The organism is Paracoccus homiensis (genome assembly GCF_900111675.1).
In the GTDB taxonomy this organism is placed as follows: Bacteria; Pseudomonadota; Alphaproteobacteria; order Rhodobacterales; family Rhodobacteraceae; genus Paracoccus; species Paracoccus homiensis.
In genome coordinates this window covers 123193-138366 of record NZ_FOHO01000005.1, presented here as the reverse complement: position 1 = coordinate 138366, position 15174 = coordinate 123193, and the positions used below count along the sequence as shown (strand labels likewise).

General features: G+C 63.2%; 14 protein-coding genes. 12 read left to right on the top strand and 2 right to left on the bottom strand.

Going from position 1 to position 15174, the window contains the following annotated elements:
* Window positions 1-67 precede the first annotated feature (67 nt).
* The 4 genes from def (BMX67_RS09105) to fmt all read left to right on the top strand — a co-directional run bounded on the left by def (BMX67_RS09105) (window position 68) and on the right by fmt (window position 2563).
* Window positions 68-589, top strand: coding sequence for a peptide deformylase (gene def / locus BMX67_RS09105; protein WP_090734238.1), 522 nt, complete (start codon window positions 68-70; stop codon window positions 587-589).
* Window positions 582-1097 carry a peptide deformylase gene (gene def, locus BMX67_RS09100; RefSeq protein WP_090734236.1) on the top strand — a complete coding sequence of 172 codons (516 nt, stop codon included), beginning with the start codon at window positions 582-584 and terminating at the stop codon, window positions 1095-1097. Before def (BMX67_RS09105) ends, def (BMX67_RS09100) begins: the two co-directional genes overlap by 8 nt.
* Window positions 1094-1597: a peptide deformylase gene (def, locus tag BMX67_RS09095; RefSeq protein WP_090734234.1), complete on the top strand. Its 504-nt coding sequence runs from the start codon at window positions 1094-1096 to the stop codon at window positions 1595-1597. The genes def (BMX67_RS09100) and def (BMX67_RS09095) overlap by 4 nt, the downstream gene beginning before the upstream one ends.
* 72 nt (window positions 1598-1669) lie before the next feature.
* The gene (gene fmt / locus BMX67_RS09090) at window positions 1670-2563 is read left to right on the top strand and encodes a methionyl-tRNA formyltransferase (protein WP_090734421.1); all 894 of its coding nucleotides are present in this window, start codon (window positions 1670-1672) and stop codon (window positions 2561-2563) included.
* Window positions 2564-2662: 99 nt separating this feature from the next.
* Here the strand turns inward: fmt and secA are convergent, their stop codons facing one another.
* Window positions 2663-5380, bottom strand: coding sequence for a preprotein translocase subunit SecA (gene secA, locus BMX67_RS09085; RefSeq protein ID WP_090734233.1), 2718 nt, complete (start codon window positions 5378-5380; stop codon window positions 2663-2665).
* 208 nt (window positions 5381-5588) lie between these two features.
* On the opposite strand from secA, the gene BMX67_RS09080 reads away from it, so the two are divergent.
* From BMX67_RS09080 to infB, 8 genes are all read left to right on the top strand, one after another.
* On the top strand, window positions 5589-6434 hold the full coding sequence (locus tag BMX67_RS09080) for a peptidylprolyl isomerase (RefSeq protein WP_090734231.1): 846 nt from the start codon (window positions 5589-5591) through the stop codon (window positions 6432-6434).
* Complete coding sequence (gene argJ / locus BMX67_RS09075; RefSeq protein WP_090734230.1) at window positions 6434-7687, top strand: bifunctional glutamate N-acetyltransferase/amino-acid acetyltransferase ArgJ; 1254 nt, start codon at window positions 6434-6436, stop codon at window positions 7685-7687. Before BMX67_RS09080 ends, argJ begins: the two co-directional genes overlap by 1 nt.
* The gene (gene mutT, locus BMX67_RS09070) at window positions 7684-8082 is read left to right on the top strand and encodes an 8-oxo-dGTP diphosphatase MutT (protein ID WP_090734228.1); all 399 of its coding nucleotides are present in this window, start codon (window positions 7684-7686) and stop codon (window positions 8080-8082) included. Before argJ ends, mutT begins: the two co-directional genes overlap by 4 nt.
* A gap of 110 nt (window positions 8083-8192) precedes the next feature.
* Window positions 8193-8315 (top strand): hypothetical protein, encoded by a 123-nt coding sequence (locus BMX67_RS19985; protein WP_090734227.1) that lies wholly within the window; start codon window positions 8193-8195, stop codon window positions 8313-8315.
* A gap of 234 nt (window positions 8316-8549) precedes the next feature.
* A complete protein-coding gene (rimP, locus tag BMX67_RS09060) occupies window positions 8550-9185 on the top strand; it encodes a ribosome maturation factor RimP (protein WP_090734225.1) in 636 nt (211 codons plus the stop codon).
* A gap of 3 nt (window positions 9186-9188) precedes the next feature.
* Complete coding sequence (nusA, locus tag BMX67_RS09055; RefSeq protein ID WP_090734224.1) at window positions 9189-10877, top strand: transcription termination factor NusA; 1689 nt, start codon at window positions 9189-9191, stop codon at window positions 10875-10877.
* A gap of 18 nt (window positions 10878-10895) precedes the next feature.
* Window positions 10896-11516, top strand: coding sequence for an RNA-binding protein (locus BMX67_RS09050; protein WP_090734222.1), 621 nt, complete (start codon window positions 10896-10898; stop codon window positions 11514-11516).
* Window positions 11517-11524: 8 nt separating this feature from the next.
* Complete coding sequence (gene infB, locus BMX67_RS09045; protein WP_090734420.1) at window positions 11525-14086, top strand: translation initiation factor IF-2; 2562 nt, start codon at window positions 11525-11527, stop codon at window positions 14084-14086.
* Between the two features lie 72 nt (window positions 14087-14158).
* On the opposite strand, the gene pip is transcribed toward infB, so the two are convergent.
* The gene (gene pip / locus BMX67_RS09040) at window positions 14159-15127 is read right to left on the bottom strand and encodes a prolyl aminopeptidase (RefSeq protein ID WP_090734221.1); all 969 of its coding nucleotides are present in this window, start codon (window positions 15125-15127) and stop codon (window positions 14159-14161) included.
* Window positions 15128-15174 lie beyond the last annotated feature (47 nt).

The following is a 15174-nucleotide window of genomic DNA, read 5'->3' as shown; positions in this document are numbered from 1 at the left end:
TTTGCTTTGTCGCTTCTGCTTACGCGGGTTGTTGCGTCAGGTGAAGCCATCGCCTAAATCGCAATGCATGAGCCTGCGTCCGATCCTGATCCATCCCGATCCCCGCCTGAAGAAGGTGGCCGAACCCATCGCCCGCGTCACGCCCGAAATCGAGGCGCTGGCCGATGACATGCTGGCCACGATGTATGATGCGCCCGGCATCGGCCTTGCCGCCCCGCAGATCGGCGTTCTGCGCCGGATCTTCGTGATGGACGCAACCCGAGAGCCCGAGGACGAGAAGAATCCGATGGTTCTGATCAACCCCGAGATCGTTCTGTCCTCGGATGACACGAATGTCTATGACGAGGGCTGCCTGTCGATCCCCGATCAATATGCCGAAGTGACCCGCCCCGCCGAGGTGCGGATGCGCTGGCTGGGTCTGGACGGCAAGACGCATGAACAGGATTTCGACGGGCTGTGGGCGACCTGCGCCCAGCACGAACTGGACCACCTGAACGGCGTGCTGTTCATCGACCATCTGTCGGTGATGAAGCGGCAGATGATCACCCGCAAGATGGTCAAGCTGAAGCGGGAACGCGCCCGTGTCTGAGAGGCCCGCTCCGGGTGCGGCCGGCGACGGCTGGCCCGACGGGCTGCCCAGGGGTAAGGTCAGGCCGATCCTGATCCATCCGCATCCCGACCTGCGCCGCGTCTGTGAATTCGCGGGCTATCTGAGCGCCGCCGAGCAGCAGGACCTGGCAGGGGATTTGCTGGCCAGCATGTATCACGCACAGGGCCGCGGCCTTGCCGCGCCGCAGATCGGCCGGGCGCATCGCGTCTTTGTCATGGATGCGGGGTGGAAGGCAGGGCGCCCTTCGCCCTTGGTCGCGCTGGACCCCGAGATCGTCGATCAATCGACCGAAACCGACGAGGCCGAAGAGCAGTGCCTGTCGATTCCCGGTCAGCCGATGGTCGTGTCGCGTCCGGCCTGGGTCACGGCCTGCTGGTACGATCTGCAGGGCAAGCGGCATCAGCGCCAACTGACCCGCGCCGAGGCGCGGATATTTCAGCATGAATTCGACCATCTGGATGGTCGCCTGATCGTGGATGTCACATGAGCGTTCGACCCTTCATTCCCTATGCAGACAAGCGCCTGCACATGCCCGCCGAACCGGTCGAGGCCGTTACCGAGACCGTCCAGATGATCTGGGACGACATGATCCAGACCATGGATGCGATGCCCGGCGTCGGACTTGCCGCGCCGCAGATCGGGATCATGCTGCGGCTGGCGGTGGTCGATGCCTCGGACAAGCGCGGACAGGCGGTGCGGATGGCCAATCCGGAGATCCTGCATGCCAGCGTCCAGCTGCGCCAGCATGACGAGGCAAGCCCGAACCTGCCGGGGGTGTTCGCCCCGGTCAGCCGGCCCCGTGCGGTGACGGTGCGGTTCATGAACGCCAAGGGCGACATGGAAGATCGCGATTTCGTCGGGCTGTGGGCGACCAGCGTGCAGCATCAGATCGACCATCTGAACGGGCGCATGTATGTCGACCATTTGTCGCCACTGCGCCGCAAGATGCTGGTACAGAAATCGGCCAAGCTGTCCCGGCGCGGCTGATTGGCTTTGAGGGCCGCCTTGTCGCGTGCTTCGGGCAAGGATGGGTATTTGGACAAAGAAGAAGAGGCGATGATGCGTGTGATTTTCATGGGAACGCCTGATTTTTCAGTTCCGGCCTTGCGCAAGATCGCGGCGCGTCACGAGGTCGTGGCGGTTTATTCGCAGCCGCCGCGTGCCGCCGGGCGTGGTCAGAAGGCACGGCCCTCTGCGGTGCAGAGGGTGGCCGAGGAACTGGGTTTGCCGATGCGCACCCCGCTGTCGTTGCGCGATGCCGAAGCGCAGCGCGAATTTGCCGAATTGCAGGCGGATGTGGCGGTCGTCGTGGCCTATGGGTTGATCCTGCCCAAGGAGGTTCTGGATGCGCCGCGGTTCGGATGCCTGAACATTCATGCTTCGCTGTTGCCACGTTGGCGCGGGGCTGCGCCGATCCATCGCGCGATCCTGGCCGGTGATGCGGAAACGGGTGTCGCGATCATGCAGATGGAGGTCGGACTGGATACCGGGCCGGTGATCGCAGAGGCGCGAACGCCGATCGGCGTTGAGGAAACGACGCAGGATCTGCATGATCGGCTGTCCACCATGGGCGCGGAGCTTGTCGTCAGCGTGCTTGCGCAGCTGCCGGCCGATGCTGTGGCGCAGCCCGCCGATGGTGTTCGGTATGCGGAAAAGATCGACAAATCCGAGGCGCGGATCGATTGGACGCGGTCGGCCACGCAGATTGATCGTCAGATACGTGGATTGTCGCCTTTCCCCGGTGCCTGGTGCGAGATCGAGGGAGAGCGGGTCAAGTTGCTGCGCAGTCGTGTCGTGGCGGGCAGTGGGCAGGCTGGCGAGGTTCTTGACGGGTTTCGGATTGCCTGTGGTGAGGGTGCCGTTGAGATCCTGCTGGCGCAGCGATCCGGCAAGCGCCCCATGCAGGCCGATGACCTTCTGCGGGGTTGGAAGCTGCCTCTGAAACTGGCGTAACGCGCGGCGACTGCCGCTTTGTGCCTGAGCGTGGCGGGGCTTGCCCCGCCCGTCAGGCGCAAATGCGGTCGCGGGACGCAAACTGCGCCCCGTCTGGTGTCAGATCGCGCCGTGGCAGTGTTTGAACTTCTTGCCCGAGCCGCAGGGGCACAGGTCATTTCGCGACGGATTACCCCAGGTCGACGGGTCGTTTTCGTCGAAACCCTCGACCAGCGGCGCAGGCTTTTCTTCCTCGTCCGTTGATTGCTTTTCGGCGCCATGCTCCATCGTCAGATGTTCCTGGGCGGCCTTCTGCTGTTCCGCCATCTGGCGCAGCATGTCCTCGCGCTCGGCATCCGTCAGCGGACGGATCTGGGCAAGGCGCTGGGTCACGTCGAAACGCAGCCCGTCCAGCAGCGTTTCGAACAGCTGGAACGCCTCGGTCTTGTATTCCGACAGCGGGTCGCGCTGCGCATAGCCGCGAAAGCCGACGACCGAGCGTAGATGTTCCAGCGTGACCAGATGCTCGCGCCATTTCTGATCGATCATCTGCAGCAGCACCTGCTTTTCGATCTGGCGCATGTTTTCTTCGCCGAAGGCCTGGGTCTTGTCTGCCATGTAGGTGTCGGTCGCATCCGCGATGCGTTCACGCATGGTTTCCTGATCGACGCCTTCCTCTTCGGCCCAGTCGCCGATCGGCAGGTTCATGTTCAGGCGTTCGCGAATGGCGTTCTTTAGGCCCTCGCTGTCCCACTGATCGGCATAGGATTTCGGTGGCATGAAATCATCGACCAGATCGTCGATGACCTGATGGCGCATGTCGGCGGTGATTTCGCCGACCTCCTGGCTGTCCATGATCTCGCGGCGCTGGCTGAAGATCGCCTTGCGCTGATCGTTCATAACATCGTCGAATTTCAGCAGCTGCTTGCGGATGTCGAAGTTGCGGCCCTCGACCTTCGCCTGCGCACGTTCCAGCGACTTGTTCACCCAAGGGTGCACGATCGCCTCGCCTTCCTTCATCCCCAGCGAGGACAGGACCTTGTCCAGACGTTCGGAGCCGAAGATCCGCATCAGGTCGTCATCCAGCGACAGGAAGAACAGCGAACGGCCGGGATCGCCCTGACGGCCCGAACGACCGCGCAGCTGGTTGTCGATCCGGCGGCTTTCGTGGCGTTCGGTGCCCAGAACGAACAGGCCGCCCGCGTCCAGCACCTTCTGCTTTTCGTTGGCATGTTCGGCTTCGATCCGGGCGCGCAATTCGTCGGGATTGGCGTCGGGATCGGCGTTCAGCGCCTCCATCACCTTCATCTCGACATTGCCGCCCAGCTGGATGTCGGTGCCGCGACCGGCCATGTTGGTGGCGATGGTGACGGCGCCCGACTTGCCGGCATCGGCAACGATCTGCGCCTCGGCCTCGTGCTGGCGGGCGTTCAGGACGTTATGCGGGATCCCGGCCTGTTGCAGCACGCTGGACAGCATTTCGGATTTCTCGATGCTGGTCGTGCCCACAAGGGTCGGCTGACCCTTGGCATGGGCTTCCTTGATCGCCTCGACGACGGCGCCGTATTTTTCCTGCGCGGTACGGTAGACCCGGTCATGTTCATCCAGTCGCTGGATGGGACGGTTCGTCGGTACCTCGACCACGCCCAGCTTGTAGATCTCGGCGAATTCCTCGGCCTCGGTGCTGGCGGTGCCGGTCATGCCCGACAGCTTGTCGTAAAGCCGGAAATAGTTCTGGAAGGTCACGCTGGCCAGGGTCACGTTTTCAGGCTGGATGGCGACGCCTTCCTTGGCCTCGATCGCCTGATGCAGACCGTCCGACAGGCGGCGGCCCTTCATCATGCGGCCGGTGAATTCGTCGATCAGCGCCACTTCGCCATCGCGGATCATGTAATGCTGATCCTTCAGGAACAGCTTGTGCGCGCGCAGGGCCTGGCTTGCATGGTGGACGATGGTGGTCGATTCCGGATCATACAGCGTCTGGCCTTCGGGAAGGATGCCGTCTGCCGACAGCCTTTGTTCCAGAAACTCGTTACCTTCTTCGGTGAAGGTGGCGTTGCGGGCCTTTTCGTCCAGCTTGTAATGTTCTTCGGTCAGCAGCGGAATGTATTTGTCCAGCGTGACATACAGTTCCGAACGGTCCTGCGACGGCCCCGAGATGATCAGCGGGGTCCGCGCCTCGTCGATCAGGATGCTGTCCACTTCGTCGACGATGGCGAAATGATGGCCGCGCTGAAGCATCTCTTCGACGCTGCCCTTCATGTTGTCGCGCAGATAGTCGAAACCCAGCTCGTTATTGGTCGAATAGGTCACATCGGCCTGATAGGCGACGCGCTTTTCGGCCTCGGGCTGGAAGGGATAGACCGCGCCGCTGGTCATGCCCAGCTGGGTAAAGACCTTGCCCATCCATTCGGCATCGCGCTTGGCCAGATAGTCGTTCACCGTGACGACATGCACGCCCTTGCCGGTCAGCGCGTTCAGATAGGCCGGGAAGGTCGCAACCAGCGTCTTGCCTTCACCGGTCTTCATCTCGGCGATATTGCCCTGATGCAGGAAGATGCCGCCCATCAGCTGCGTGTCGAAGGCCCGCAGCCCAAGCGCGCGGCGCGCGCCCTCGCGACAGTTGGCGAAGGCTTCGGGCAGGATGGCGTCAAGGCTTTCACCCTCGGCCACGCGCGTCTGAAATTCGCGGGTTTTCTGGATCAGACCCTCATCGGAAAGCGCCTTGAAGTCCTCTTCCAGCGCGTTGATGCGGGCGACCAAGGGACGGGTCGATTTCACCTTGCGGTCATTCGGCGTACCAAAGACCTTCTTCGCCAGATTTCCAATGCCGAGCATATTACCTTCGCAATCACGTTGTTGGGAAAGCTTGTCAGAGTTGGGCCACTTGCCCGGACCATCCGCATTGCCGTATCAGGGGCCTGATCGAAAAGCGGCGGTGGCGCCTTCCACGGGTTGCCTGCGGATGTATGCCGCCCCCGTCAGAGTGTCAATGTTGGCCCGTCCCGCACAATGGACCGGCTCAAGGACCCGCAAAGGAATTTCCATGCTCAAACGCTCGATTCTGACCGCGCTCGTGATCGCGGCACCGGTGGTCACACCTGTCTTTGCCCAAGCGCAGGACCGCACGGCCGAAACAGTCGTGGCCACCGTGAACGGCCAGCCGATCACCTTGGGTCAGATGATCGTCATGAAGCAATCGGTGCAGGACCCGAACATGGCCGGGCTGCCCGATCAGGCATTGTGGGACATGCTGCTGGATCAGCTGATCCGCCAGACCGCCGTGTCCGAAACCGGCAGCGAGACCGCAGGCGTGCGCGCCCAGCTGGAATTGCAGCGCCGCAACACGCTGGCTGCCGCCGCCGTGACCGAGATCGCCGAGGCAGAGCCCGCCGATGACGAAATTCAGGCAGCCTATGACAAGCTGTTCGCCGATGCCGCGCCCAGCACCGAATATTCGGCCGCCCATATCCTTGTCGATACCGAGGAGAAGGCGAAAGAGCTGAAGGCGGAACTGGACGAAGGTGCCGATTTCGGCACGCTGGCCGAAGAAAATTCGACCGGTCCCAGCGGCCCGAACAAGGGTGATCTGGGCTGGTTCAGCGCCGATCAGATGGTTGCCGAATTCGGCGATGCGGTGAAGGCGATGGAAAAGGGCCAGATTTCGGACCCGGTGCAAACGCAGTTCGGCTGGCATCTGATCAAGCTGAATGACAGCCGCGTGCAAGAGGCCCCGGCCCTTGACGAGGTGCGCGAACAGCTGGTGCAGATGGTGCGCCGCGACAAGGTCGAGGCACGGATCGAACAGCTGACCACCGAGGCCGAAATCGAAAAGACCGAAGGCGTCGATCCGGCGCTGATTAACGAAACCGACCTGCTGGAGGCCGAATAATGGGCAAGGCGGGGCTTCCGGTTTCGCCTCTGGCGCCTGCACGCTTTCCCGATCTGCCGGTGATCGCCGGGGTCGAATTCGCCAGCGGTGCGGCGGGCGTCAAATATCAGGGTCGCACGGATGTGACCCTGATCAGGATCGCGCCGGGCGCCAGCATCGCGGGCGCCTTTACCCGGTCCTCGACCCGCGCGGCCTGCGTTCTGGACAATCAGGCCAAGCTGACACAGGGGGGCGATGCCCCGGACGGTGCCGCGATCATCGTCAATTCCGGCAATGCGAATGCCTTTACCGGCGCGCGCGGGCAGGAATCGGTCGATGCGGTCACGGCGGCAGTCGCCAGCGCCACCGGCGTTCCGGCGTCGCGGGTGTTTTCATCCTCGACCGGGGTGATCGGCGAGCCGCTGCCCCATGACCGGATCGTGGCGATCACCGATGATCTGGCAGGGGCGCTGTCGCAGGATGGCGTGGCCGAGGCCGCCCGCGCGATCATGACCACCGACACTTTCCCCAAGGGCGCTTCGGCGACCGTGGCGGGCGATGGTGGCCAGATCCGCATCACCGGTATCGCCAAGGGCTCCGGGATGATCGCGCCTGATATGGCGACGATGCTGGTCTATATCTTTACCGATGCCAGAATTTCGGCACCGCTGCTGCAACAGGCGCTGTCGGGCCATATGGACAGCACCTTCAACGCGATCACGGTGGACAGCGACACCTCGACCTCGGATGCGCTGATCCTTGCGGCCACCGGGCGCAGCGATGCGGCCGAGATCACCTCGCTGGACAGTGGCGCGGGCGCGGGTTTCACGGCGGCGCTGCAACAGGTGATGCGCGAACTGGCGCATCTGGTCGTGCGCGACGGCGAGGGGGCGACGAAATTCGTCGAGGTTCAGGTCACCGGCGCCGAGACCGAGGCCGACGCCCAGAAGGTGGCCATGGCCATCGCCAATTCGCCGCTGGTCAAGACCGCCATCGCCGGCGAGGATGCCAATTGGGGTCGCATCGTCATGGCGGTCGGCAAATCCGGCGCAAAGGCCGATCGCGATCTGCTGACCATCCGTTTCGGTGATATGGTTCTGGCCGAAAAGGGCTGGCGTGCCCCGGATTACGACGAGGCCGCGGCCAGCGCCTATATGAAAAACCAGAACCTGCTGATCGCGGTGGATCTGGGGTTGGGGCAGGGCGCGCGTACCGCGTGGACCTGTGATCTGACCCATGGCTATATCGACATCAACGCGGATTACCGGTCGTGAAGACGGTTCTGGTCGCCGCCGTTGCGCTGATCGATCCTGACGGGCGCGTGCTTCTGGCACAGCGCCCGGAAGGGAAATCCATGGCCGGGCTGTGGGAATTTCCGGGCGGCAAGGTCGAGCCGGGCGAAACCCCCGAAGTCGCGCTGATCCGCGAATTGGATGAGGAGCTGGGCATCCAGACCTGGGACAGCTGCCTTGCGCCCCTGACCTTCGCCAGTCACAGCTATGACGATTTCCATTTGCTGATGCCCGTGTTCGCCTGCCGCAAATGGCAGGGAATCGTTCAGCCGCGTGAAGGGCAGTCGCTGGCATGGGCACATGCGCGTGATTTGCGCAATTACCCCATGCCCGCGGCGGATGTTCCGCTGATCCCGGCGCTGCAAATGTGGCTGTAGCATCGCCATTTGGTTGTAGATTTCGTCAGGATCAGCCCTGTGCAATCAGAAGTTACTTCTTTCTTAACCAATTCGTGGCAAGCTGGTCTGAGAGGAGGAAAGGGGTCAACATGCTGAAGACTATATTGATTGGTGGCTATATCTCGGTTCAGGGTCTGTTCGAGAAATTGGCGCCGAACGGAAATGTCATCGTCCGCGTCGGGTCGCGCACCTATGAGGGTAAACCCGTCTAGATTGAATGCCGGACAGATCTGATGCGATCCGGGGCGTGCAAGCGGTACGCCCCGGATTTTCGGTTTCAGGGCCGGGCAAGGGCGGTCGCGTGCCGGGGCGTTGCGCGTCACGCTTGCATTGTGGGGGATTCGCGTCTATATCCCCCTCAACAGCGGTGCAGGCTTCCACCCCCTGCCCACCGGACTTAATCGTATGGGCCCGCTGCGGGCCCTTTTTCGTATCCGAAGGTAGCTATGTCGAACGATCTGATCGCCAAGACCGCCATCGACCGGCGCCTGGCCGAGATCATCACCCCGGTGATCGAGGATCTGGGCTTTGAACTGGTGCGCGTGCGCCTGCAAGGTGGCAAGACCGCCACGTTGCAGATCATGGCCGACCGCCCCGATGGCGGCATCAATGTCGATGATTGCGGCGATATCTCTGTCGCTGTCAGCGCGACACTGGATGTCGAGGACCCGATCGAGGAGGCCTATCATCTGGAGGTCTCCAGCCCCGGGATCGACCGTCCCCTGACCCGCCTGAAGGATTTCGAAACCTTCGAGGGCTACGAGGTTCGGCTGGAAACAAGCGAGCAGATCGACGGGCGCAAGCGCTGGAAAGGTGTTCTGGCCGGGGTCGAGGGCGACGAAGTTCTGTTGAACATGGACGAGGGCGGCGAGGTTCAGACCATCGGGCTGAATTTCGACTGGCTGTCCGATGCCAAGCTGGTGCTGACCGACGAGCTGATCCGCGAGATGCTGCGCCAGAAGAAAGAAGCCGGGATCGAGATCGACAATCTGGACGAAAGCGCGTTCGACGCGGTCGAGACCGAAGACGACAGCGACAACCAAGAACAAACGGGCGCGAACGGCGCCGATTCGAAGGAGTAAGTGATGGCAATCACCTCTGCCAACCAGCTGGAACTGCTGCAAACGGCCGAAGCCGTGGCACGCGAAAAGATGATCGAGCCCGAGCTGGTCATCGAAGCCATGGAAGACAGCCTCGCCCGTGCCGCGAAGTCGCGCTATGGCTCGGAAATGGATATCCGGGTCAAGATCGACCGCCGGACCGGCAACGCCACCTTCACCCGTGTCCGCACGGTCGTCGAAGATGAAGAGCTGGAAAACTATCAGGCCCAGTTCACCGCCGATCAGGCCCGCCCCTATTTCGAGCCGTCGAAAGACGCGCGCAACTTCTGGACCCGCGAAGATCAGCGTCTTGCCGATTTCGCCGGTGGCCCGCAGGTCGGCGACGTGTTCCAGGAAGAGGTTCCGCCCGTCGATCTGGGCCGGATCGCCGCCCAGTCGGCCAAGCAGGTGATCCTGCAGCGCGTCCGCGAGGCCGAGCGTGACCGCCAGTACGAGGAATTCAAGGACCGTGCCGGCACCATCATCAACGGCATCGTCAAGCGCGAGGAATACGGCAACATCATCGTCGATGTGGGTCGTGGCGAAGCCGTGCTGCGCCGCAACGAGAAGATCGGTCGCGAAAGCTATCGCCCGAACGACCGGATCCGCGCCTATGTGAAGGATGTCCGCCGCGAAAGCCGTGGCCCGCAGATCTTCCTGTCGCGCACGGATCCGCAGTTCATGGCCGAACTGTTCAAGATGGAGGTGCCGGAAATCTACGAAGGCGTCATCGAGATCAAGGCCGTTGCCCGCGATCCGGGCAGCCGCGCCAAGATCGCCGTGATCTCGTTCGACAACTCGATCGATCCGGTCGGGGCCTGCGTCGGGATGCGCGGCAGCCGCGTGCAGGCCGTCGTCGGCGAATTGCAGGGCGAAAAGATCGACATCATCCCGTGGAACGAGGATCAGGCGACTTTTCTGGTCAACGCGTTGCAGCCCGCCGAGGTCAGCAAGGTCGTGTTCGACGAAGAGGCGAACAAGATCGAGGTCGTGGTCCCCGACGAACAGCTTAGCCTTGCCATCGGTCGTCGCGGTCAGAACGTGCGCTTGGCCAGCCAGCTGACCGGTCTGGATATCGACATCCTGACCGAGGAAGAGGAATCGAAGCGTCGTCAGGCCGAGTTCAACGCCCGGACCAAGCTGTTCATGGACGCGCTGGATCTGGACGAATTCTTCGCGCAGCTTCTGGTCGCCGAAGGCTTCACCGATCTGGAAGAAGTCGCCTATGTCGAGCAGGACGAACTGCTATCGATCGAGGGTGTCGACGAGGGCACCGCAGCCGAATTGCAGGCCCGCGCCCGCGACGTGCTGGAAGCCCGCAACAAGGCCGCGCTGGACAATGCCCGCGCCCTGGGTGTCGAGGACAGCCTGGTTGAATTCGAAGGCCTGACCCCCCAGATGGTAGAGGCACTGGCCAAGGATGGCGTCAAGACGTTGGAAGACTTTGCCACCTGCGCCGACTGGGAACTGGCCGGCGGCTGGACCACGGTCAACGGTCAGCGCGTCAAGGACGAAGGTCTGCTGGAACCGTTCGAGATCAGCCTTGAAGAGGCGCAGACCATGGTGATGACTGCCCGGATCATGCTGGGCTGGGTCGATCCCGCCGAACTGGAAGCTGAGGCAGGCGACGCCGAGGAAGCCGAAGGCGACGAGACCGCGGAGGCCGGGGCGTGATGCCCCGGATTTTCGCGCTTGAGCCGCGGTGGTCTCACTAAGGATCGCGATGCGCCCGAACGGCGCTGCATCGTCACCGGAGAGGTGCAACCCAAAGCCGGGTTGATCCGTTTCGTTGTCGGGCCCGATGAAAGCATCGTGCCCGATCTGACTGAAAAGCTGCCGGGACGCGGCATCTGGGTGGCCGCCGATCGTGCGGCCATCGACAAGGCCGCGGCCAAGGGCCTGTTTGCCCGGGCGGCCAGGGCCAAGGTAACGGTTCCCGCCGATCTGTCCGACCTGGTCGAAGCCGGATTGGCAAAGCGGGTGGTCGAGCTGGTCTCGCTGGCCCGCAAGACGGGTCGCGCGGTCGCCGGCTTTGAAAAGGTCAAGGGTTGGCTGGCCGAGGGTCGCGCAAAGGTTCTGTTGCAGGCCAGCGACGGGTCGGAACGCGGCAAGGGCAAGCTGTGGACGCCCACGGGCGGGCGCTGGTTCGGCTGTCTGACCGCATCAGAATTGGGTTTGTCCTTTGGGCGCGATCATGTCATACACGGCGCGCTTGCGGCGGGTGGCCTGACGGACAAGGTGATCTTGGAAGCCGGCAGACTGACGGGTCTGCGCGGGCATGACGGCGGCAATACGGCTGCCGGGAAGGAATGAAGACGCAGATGAGCGATAACGACGGTAAAAAGACACTTGGCGTTGGCGGTTCGGGCCGCTCGGGTCAGGTCAAACAAAGCTTCAGCCACGGCCGCACCAAAAGTGTGGTGGTCGAAACCAAGCGCAAGCGCGTCATGGTTCCGAAACCCAGTGCCGGACAGGGCGGTGGCGACAAAGGTAAATCGCCCCTCGTCTCGAAGGTGGCGGGCGATCCGTCGCGCCGCCCCGCCGGGATCTCGGAAGCCGAGATGGAGCGCCGCCTGAAGGCTCTGGCCGCCGCCAAGGCGCGCGAGGTCGAAGAGGCCGCAGCACGCGTTGCCGAGGAAAAGGCCCGCGAGGAAGAACGCGAGCGTCGCCGCGCCGAGGCCGAGGCCAAGGAACGCGAGGACCGCGAACGCGAAGAGGCCCTGAAGGCGAAAGCCGAAGAAGATGCCCGCCGCGCCCGCGAGGCCGAGGAAAAGGCCAAGCAGAAAGAGCAGCCCAAGCGCGAAGAACGCAAGAAGCCGGCCACCGCCGAGCGTCCTGCCGCGCAGGATCCGGCCGCCATGGAAGCCGCTGCGATGCGCGCGGACGCCAAGGGTGGTGCCGGGACCGGTGCCCGCAAGACCGAACGCGACCGCCCCGAGCGCGCCAATGACCGCGATGCACGCGGCAAAGGTGGCCGTGACGACAACCGTCGTTCGGGCAAGCTGTCGCTGAATCAGGCGCTGAGCGGTGAAGGCGGGCGTCAGCGCAGCCTTGCCGCGATGAAGCGCAAGCAGGAAAAGGCACGGCAAAAGGCCATGGGTGGCGCGATGCGCGCCGAAAAGCAGGTCCGCGAGGTTCAGCTGCCCGAAACCATCGTCGTCTCGGAACTGGCGAACCGCATGGCCGAACGCTCGGCCGATGTGGTCAAGGCGCTGATGAAGATGGGCATGATGGTCAGCATGAACCAGCCCATCGACGCCGACACCGCGGAACTGGTGATCGAGGAATTCGGCCACAAGACCGTGCGCGTCAGCGACTCGGATGTGGAACAGGTCATCGACACCGTCGAGGACAAGGCCGAGGACCTGCAGTCGCGCCCGCCGATCATCACGATCATGGGCCATGTCGACCACGGCAAGACCTCGCTTCTGGACGCGATCCGCAAGGCGAATGTCGTGTCCGGCGAAGCCGGCGGCATCACGCAGCATATCGGCGCCTATCAGGTCACGACCGATTCCGGCGCGGTGTTGAGCTTCCTGGATACGCCGGGTCACGCGGCCTTCACCTCGATGCGGGCACGCGGTGCGAATGTCACCGATATCGTCGTGCTGGTCGTGGCGGCAGATGACGCGGTGATGCCGCAGACGGTCGAGGCGATCAATCACGCCAAGGCCGCAGGCGTGCCGATGATCGTCGCCATCAACAAGGTCGACAAGCCCGAAGCCGATCCCGACAAGGTGCGCAGCGCGCTGCTGCACCACGAAGTGATCGTCGAAAAACTGTCCGGTGACGTGCAGGATGTCGAAGTATCGGCCAAGACCGGACTTGGTCTGGACGAGCTGTTGGAGGCGATCGCCCTGCAGGCCGAGATCCTGGAACTGAAGGCCAACCCCGATCGCTCGGCCCAGGGTGCCGTGATCGAGGCGCAGCTGGATATCGGCCGCGGCCCCGTCGCGACGGTTCTGGTTCAGCACGGGACGCTGCGTCGCGGCGACATCTTCGTCGTCGGCGAACAGTGGGGCAAGGTCCGCGCCCTTATCAACGACAAGGGCGAGCGCGTCGAAGAGGCCGGTCCCTCGGTTCCGGTCGAGGTGCTGGGTCTGAACGGGACGCCCGAGGCAGGTGACGTGCTGAACGTCGTCGAAACCGAGGCGCAAGCCCGCGAGATCGCCGAGTTCCGCAACCAGCAGGCCAAGGACAAGCGCGCCGCCGCAGGTGCCGCAACCACGCTGGAACAGCTGATGGCGAAGGCCAAGGCCGACGAGAATGTCGCGGAACTGCCGGTCATCCTGAAAGCCGACGTGCAGGGCTCTGCCGAGGCGATCGTTCAGGCGCTGGAAAAGGTCGGCAATGACGAAGTTCGTGTCCGCGTGCTGCATTACGGTGTCGGCGCGATCACCGAATCCGATATCGGTCTGGCAGAAGCCAGCCAGGCGCCGGTCATGGGCTTCAACGTCCGTGCCAACGCCCCGGCCCGCAACTCGGCCAACCAGAAGGGCGTCGAGATCCGTTACTACTCGGTCATCTATGACCTGGTGGACGACATCAAGGCGGCCGCATCGGGCCTGCTGTCGGCCGAAGTGCGCGAAAACTTCATCGGCTATGCCGAGATCCGCGAAGTCTTCAAGGTTACGGGCGTCGGCAAGGTCGCAGGCTGTCTGGTGACCGAAGGCGTTGCCCGCCGCAGCGCAGGCGTCCGCCTGCTGCGCGACAACGTGGTGATCCACGAAGGCACGCTGAAAACGCTGAAGCGCTTCAAGGACGAGGTCAAGGAAGTGCAGTCCGGTCAGGAATGCGGCATGGCCTTTGAAAACTACGACGACATCCGCGCAGGCGATGTCATCGAGATCTTCGAGCGTGAAGAGGTCGAGCGCAGCCTGTAAGCGCCGCCGACAGACAAATGGTAAAAGGGGCGCCGAAGGGCGCCCCTTTTTCATTGCGGGTGAAGGGCAGGATCAGCTGTCCATCAGCTCGTTCATCGTGCGCACCAGTTCGCTGGCGATGCGTGGTTCGGACAGGGCGTGACCCGATGCGGGAACGATGCGCAGCTCGCAGCCATCCCAACCCTGTGCAAGGTCCCAGGCGCTTTGCGGCGGGCAGACCATGTCATAGCGGCCCTGCACGATCACCGCGGGCAGATGCGCGATCCGGCCGCGGTTCTTCAGAAGCTGATTTTCGTCGAGGAAACAGCGATTGGCGAAATAGTGGTTTTCCAGCCGCGCGAAGGCACGGGCATATTCCGGCGGCGCATGGCTGGCGGCGGCGGATTGCAGCCCGGCCAGCGCGTTTTCCCACATCAGCCAAGGCAGGGCGAAGCGCTGTTGCCGACCGCGATCATCGGAAAACAACCGTCGATGATAGGCGCCGATCAGGTCGTGCCGTTCACCTTCGGGGATCGGATCGCAGAACCGCGCCCACAGATCCGGGAAAAAGCGTCCGGCGCCACCGCCGTAAAACCAGTCCAGTTCCTGCTGGCGCCCCAGAAAAACGCCGCGCAGGATCAGGCCGGTGGCGCGATCCGGATGGGACTGGGCATAGGCAAGCGCCAGTGTAGCGCCCCAGCTTCCCCCGAACAGAAGCCAGTTCTGAATGTTCAGCGTCGTGCGAATCACCTCGATATCGGCGATCAGATGCTGGGTCGTGTTTGCCTGCACCGATGCGACCGGCCGCGACCGGCCACAGCCACGCTGATCGAACAGAATCACGCGGTAATGTTCGGGGTTGAAGAACTGTCGCATGAACGGGCTGCACCCGCCCCCCGGCCCGCCATGCAGCACGACGACCGGGCGACCTTCGGGATTTCCACATTCCTCGACATACAGAACATGGCCGTCGCCGACATCGATATGATGCCTCCGGAACGGCTCTCCGGTAGGGTAGAGGCGGCTTTGAGACGCGGCGATTTGTCCTGCCAATCTGTCCATCAAATCAGTATAGACTCAGATGCCACCGCCCGCCAGAAGGACCCGAC

Coding starts and splice junctions, on each gene's coding strand:
- def (WP_090734238.1), top strand. CDS start 68: ATGAGCCTGCGTCCGATCCTGATCCATCCCGATCCCCGCCTGAAGAAG.
- def (WP_090734234.1), top strand. CDS start 1,094: ATGAGCGTTCGACCCTTCATTCCCTATGCAGACAAGCGCCTGCACATG.
- fmt (WP_090734421.1), top strand. CDS start 1,670: ATGCGTGTGATTTTCATGGGAACGCCTGATTTTTCAGTTCCGGCCTTG.
- secA (WP_090734233.1), bottom strand. CDS start 5,380: ATGCTCGGCATTGGAAATCTGGCGAAGAAGGTCTTTGGTACGCCGAAT.
- BMX67_RS09080 (WP_090734231.1), top strand. CDS start 5,589: ATGCTCAAACGCTCGATTCTGACCGCGCTCGTGATCGCGGCACCGGTG.
- argJ (WP_090734230.1), top strand. CDS start 6,434: ATGGGCAAGGCGGGGCTTCCGGTTTCGCCTCTGGCGCCTGCACGCTTT.
- BMX67_RS19985 (WP_090734227.1), top strand. CDS start 8,193: ATGCTGAAGACTATATTGATTGGTGGCTATATCTCGGTTCAGGGTCTG.
- rimP (WP_090734225.1), top strand. CDS start 8,550: ATGTCGAACGATCTGATCGCCAAGACCGCCATCGACCGGCGCCTGGCC.
- nusA (WP_090734224.1), top strand. CDS start 9,189: ATGGCAATCACCTCTGCCAACCAGCTGGAACTGCTGCAAACGGCCGAA.
- infB (WP_090734420.1), top strand. CDS start 11,525: ATGAGCGATAACGACGGTAAAAAGACACTTGGCGTTGGCGGTTCGGGC.
- pip (WP_090734221.1), bottom strand. CDS start 15,127: ATGGACAGATTGGCAGGACAAATCGCCGCGTCTCAAAGCCGCCTCTAC.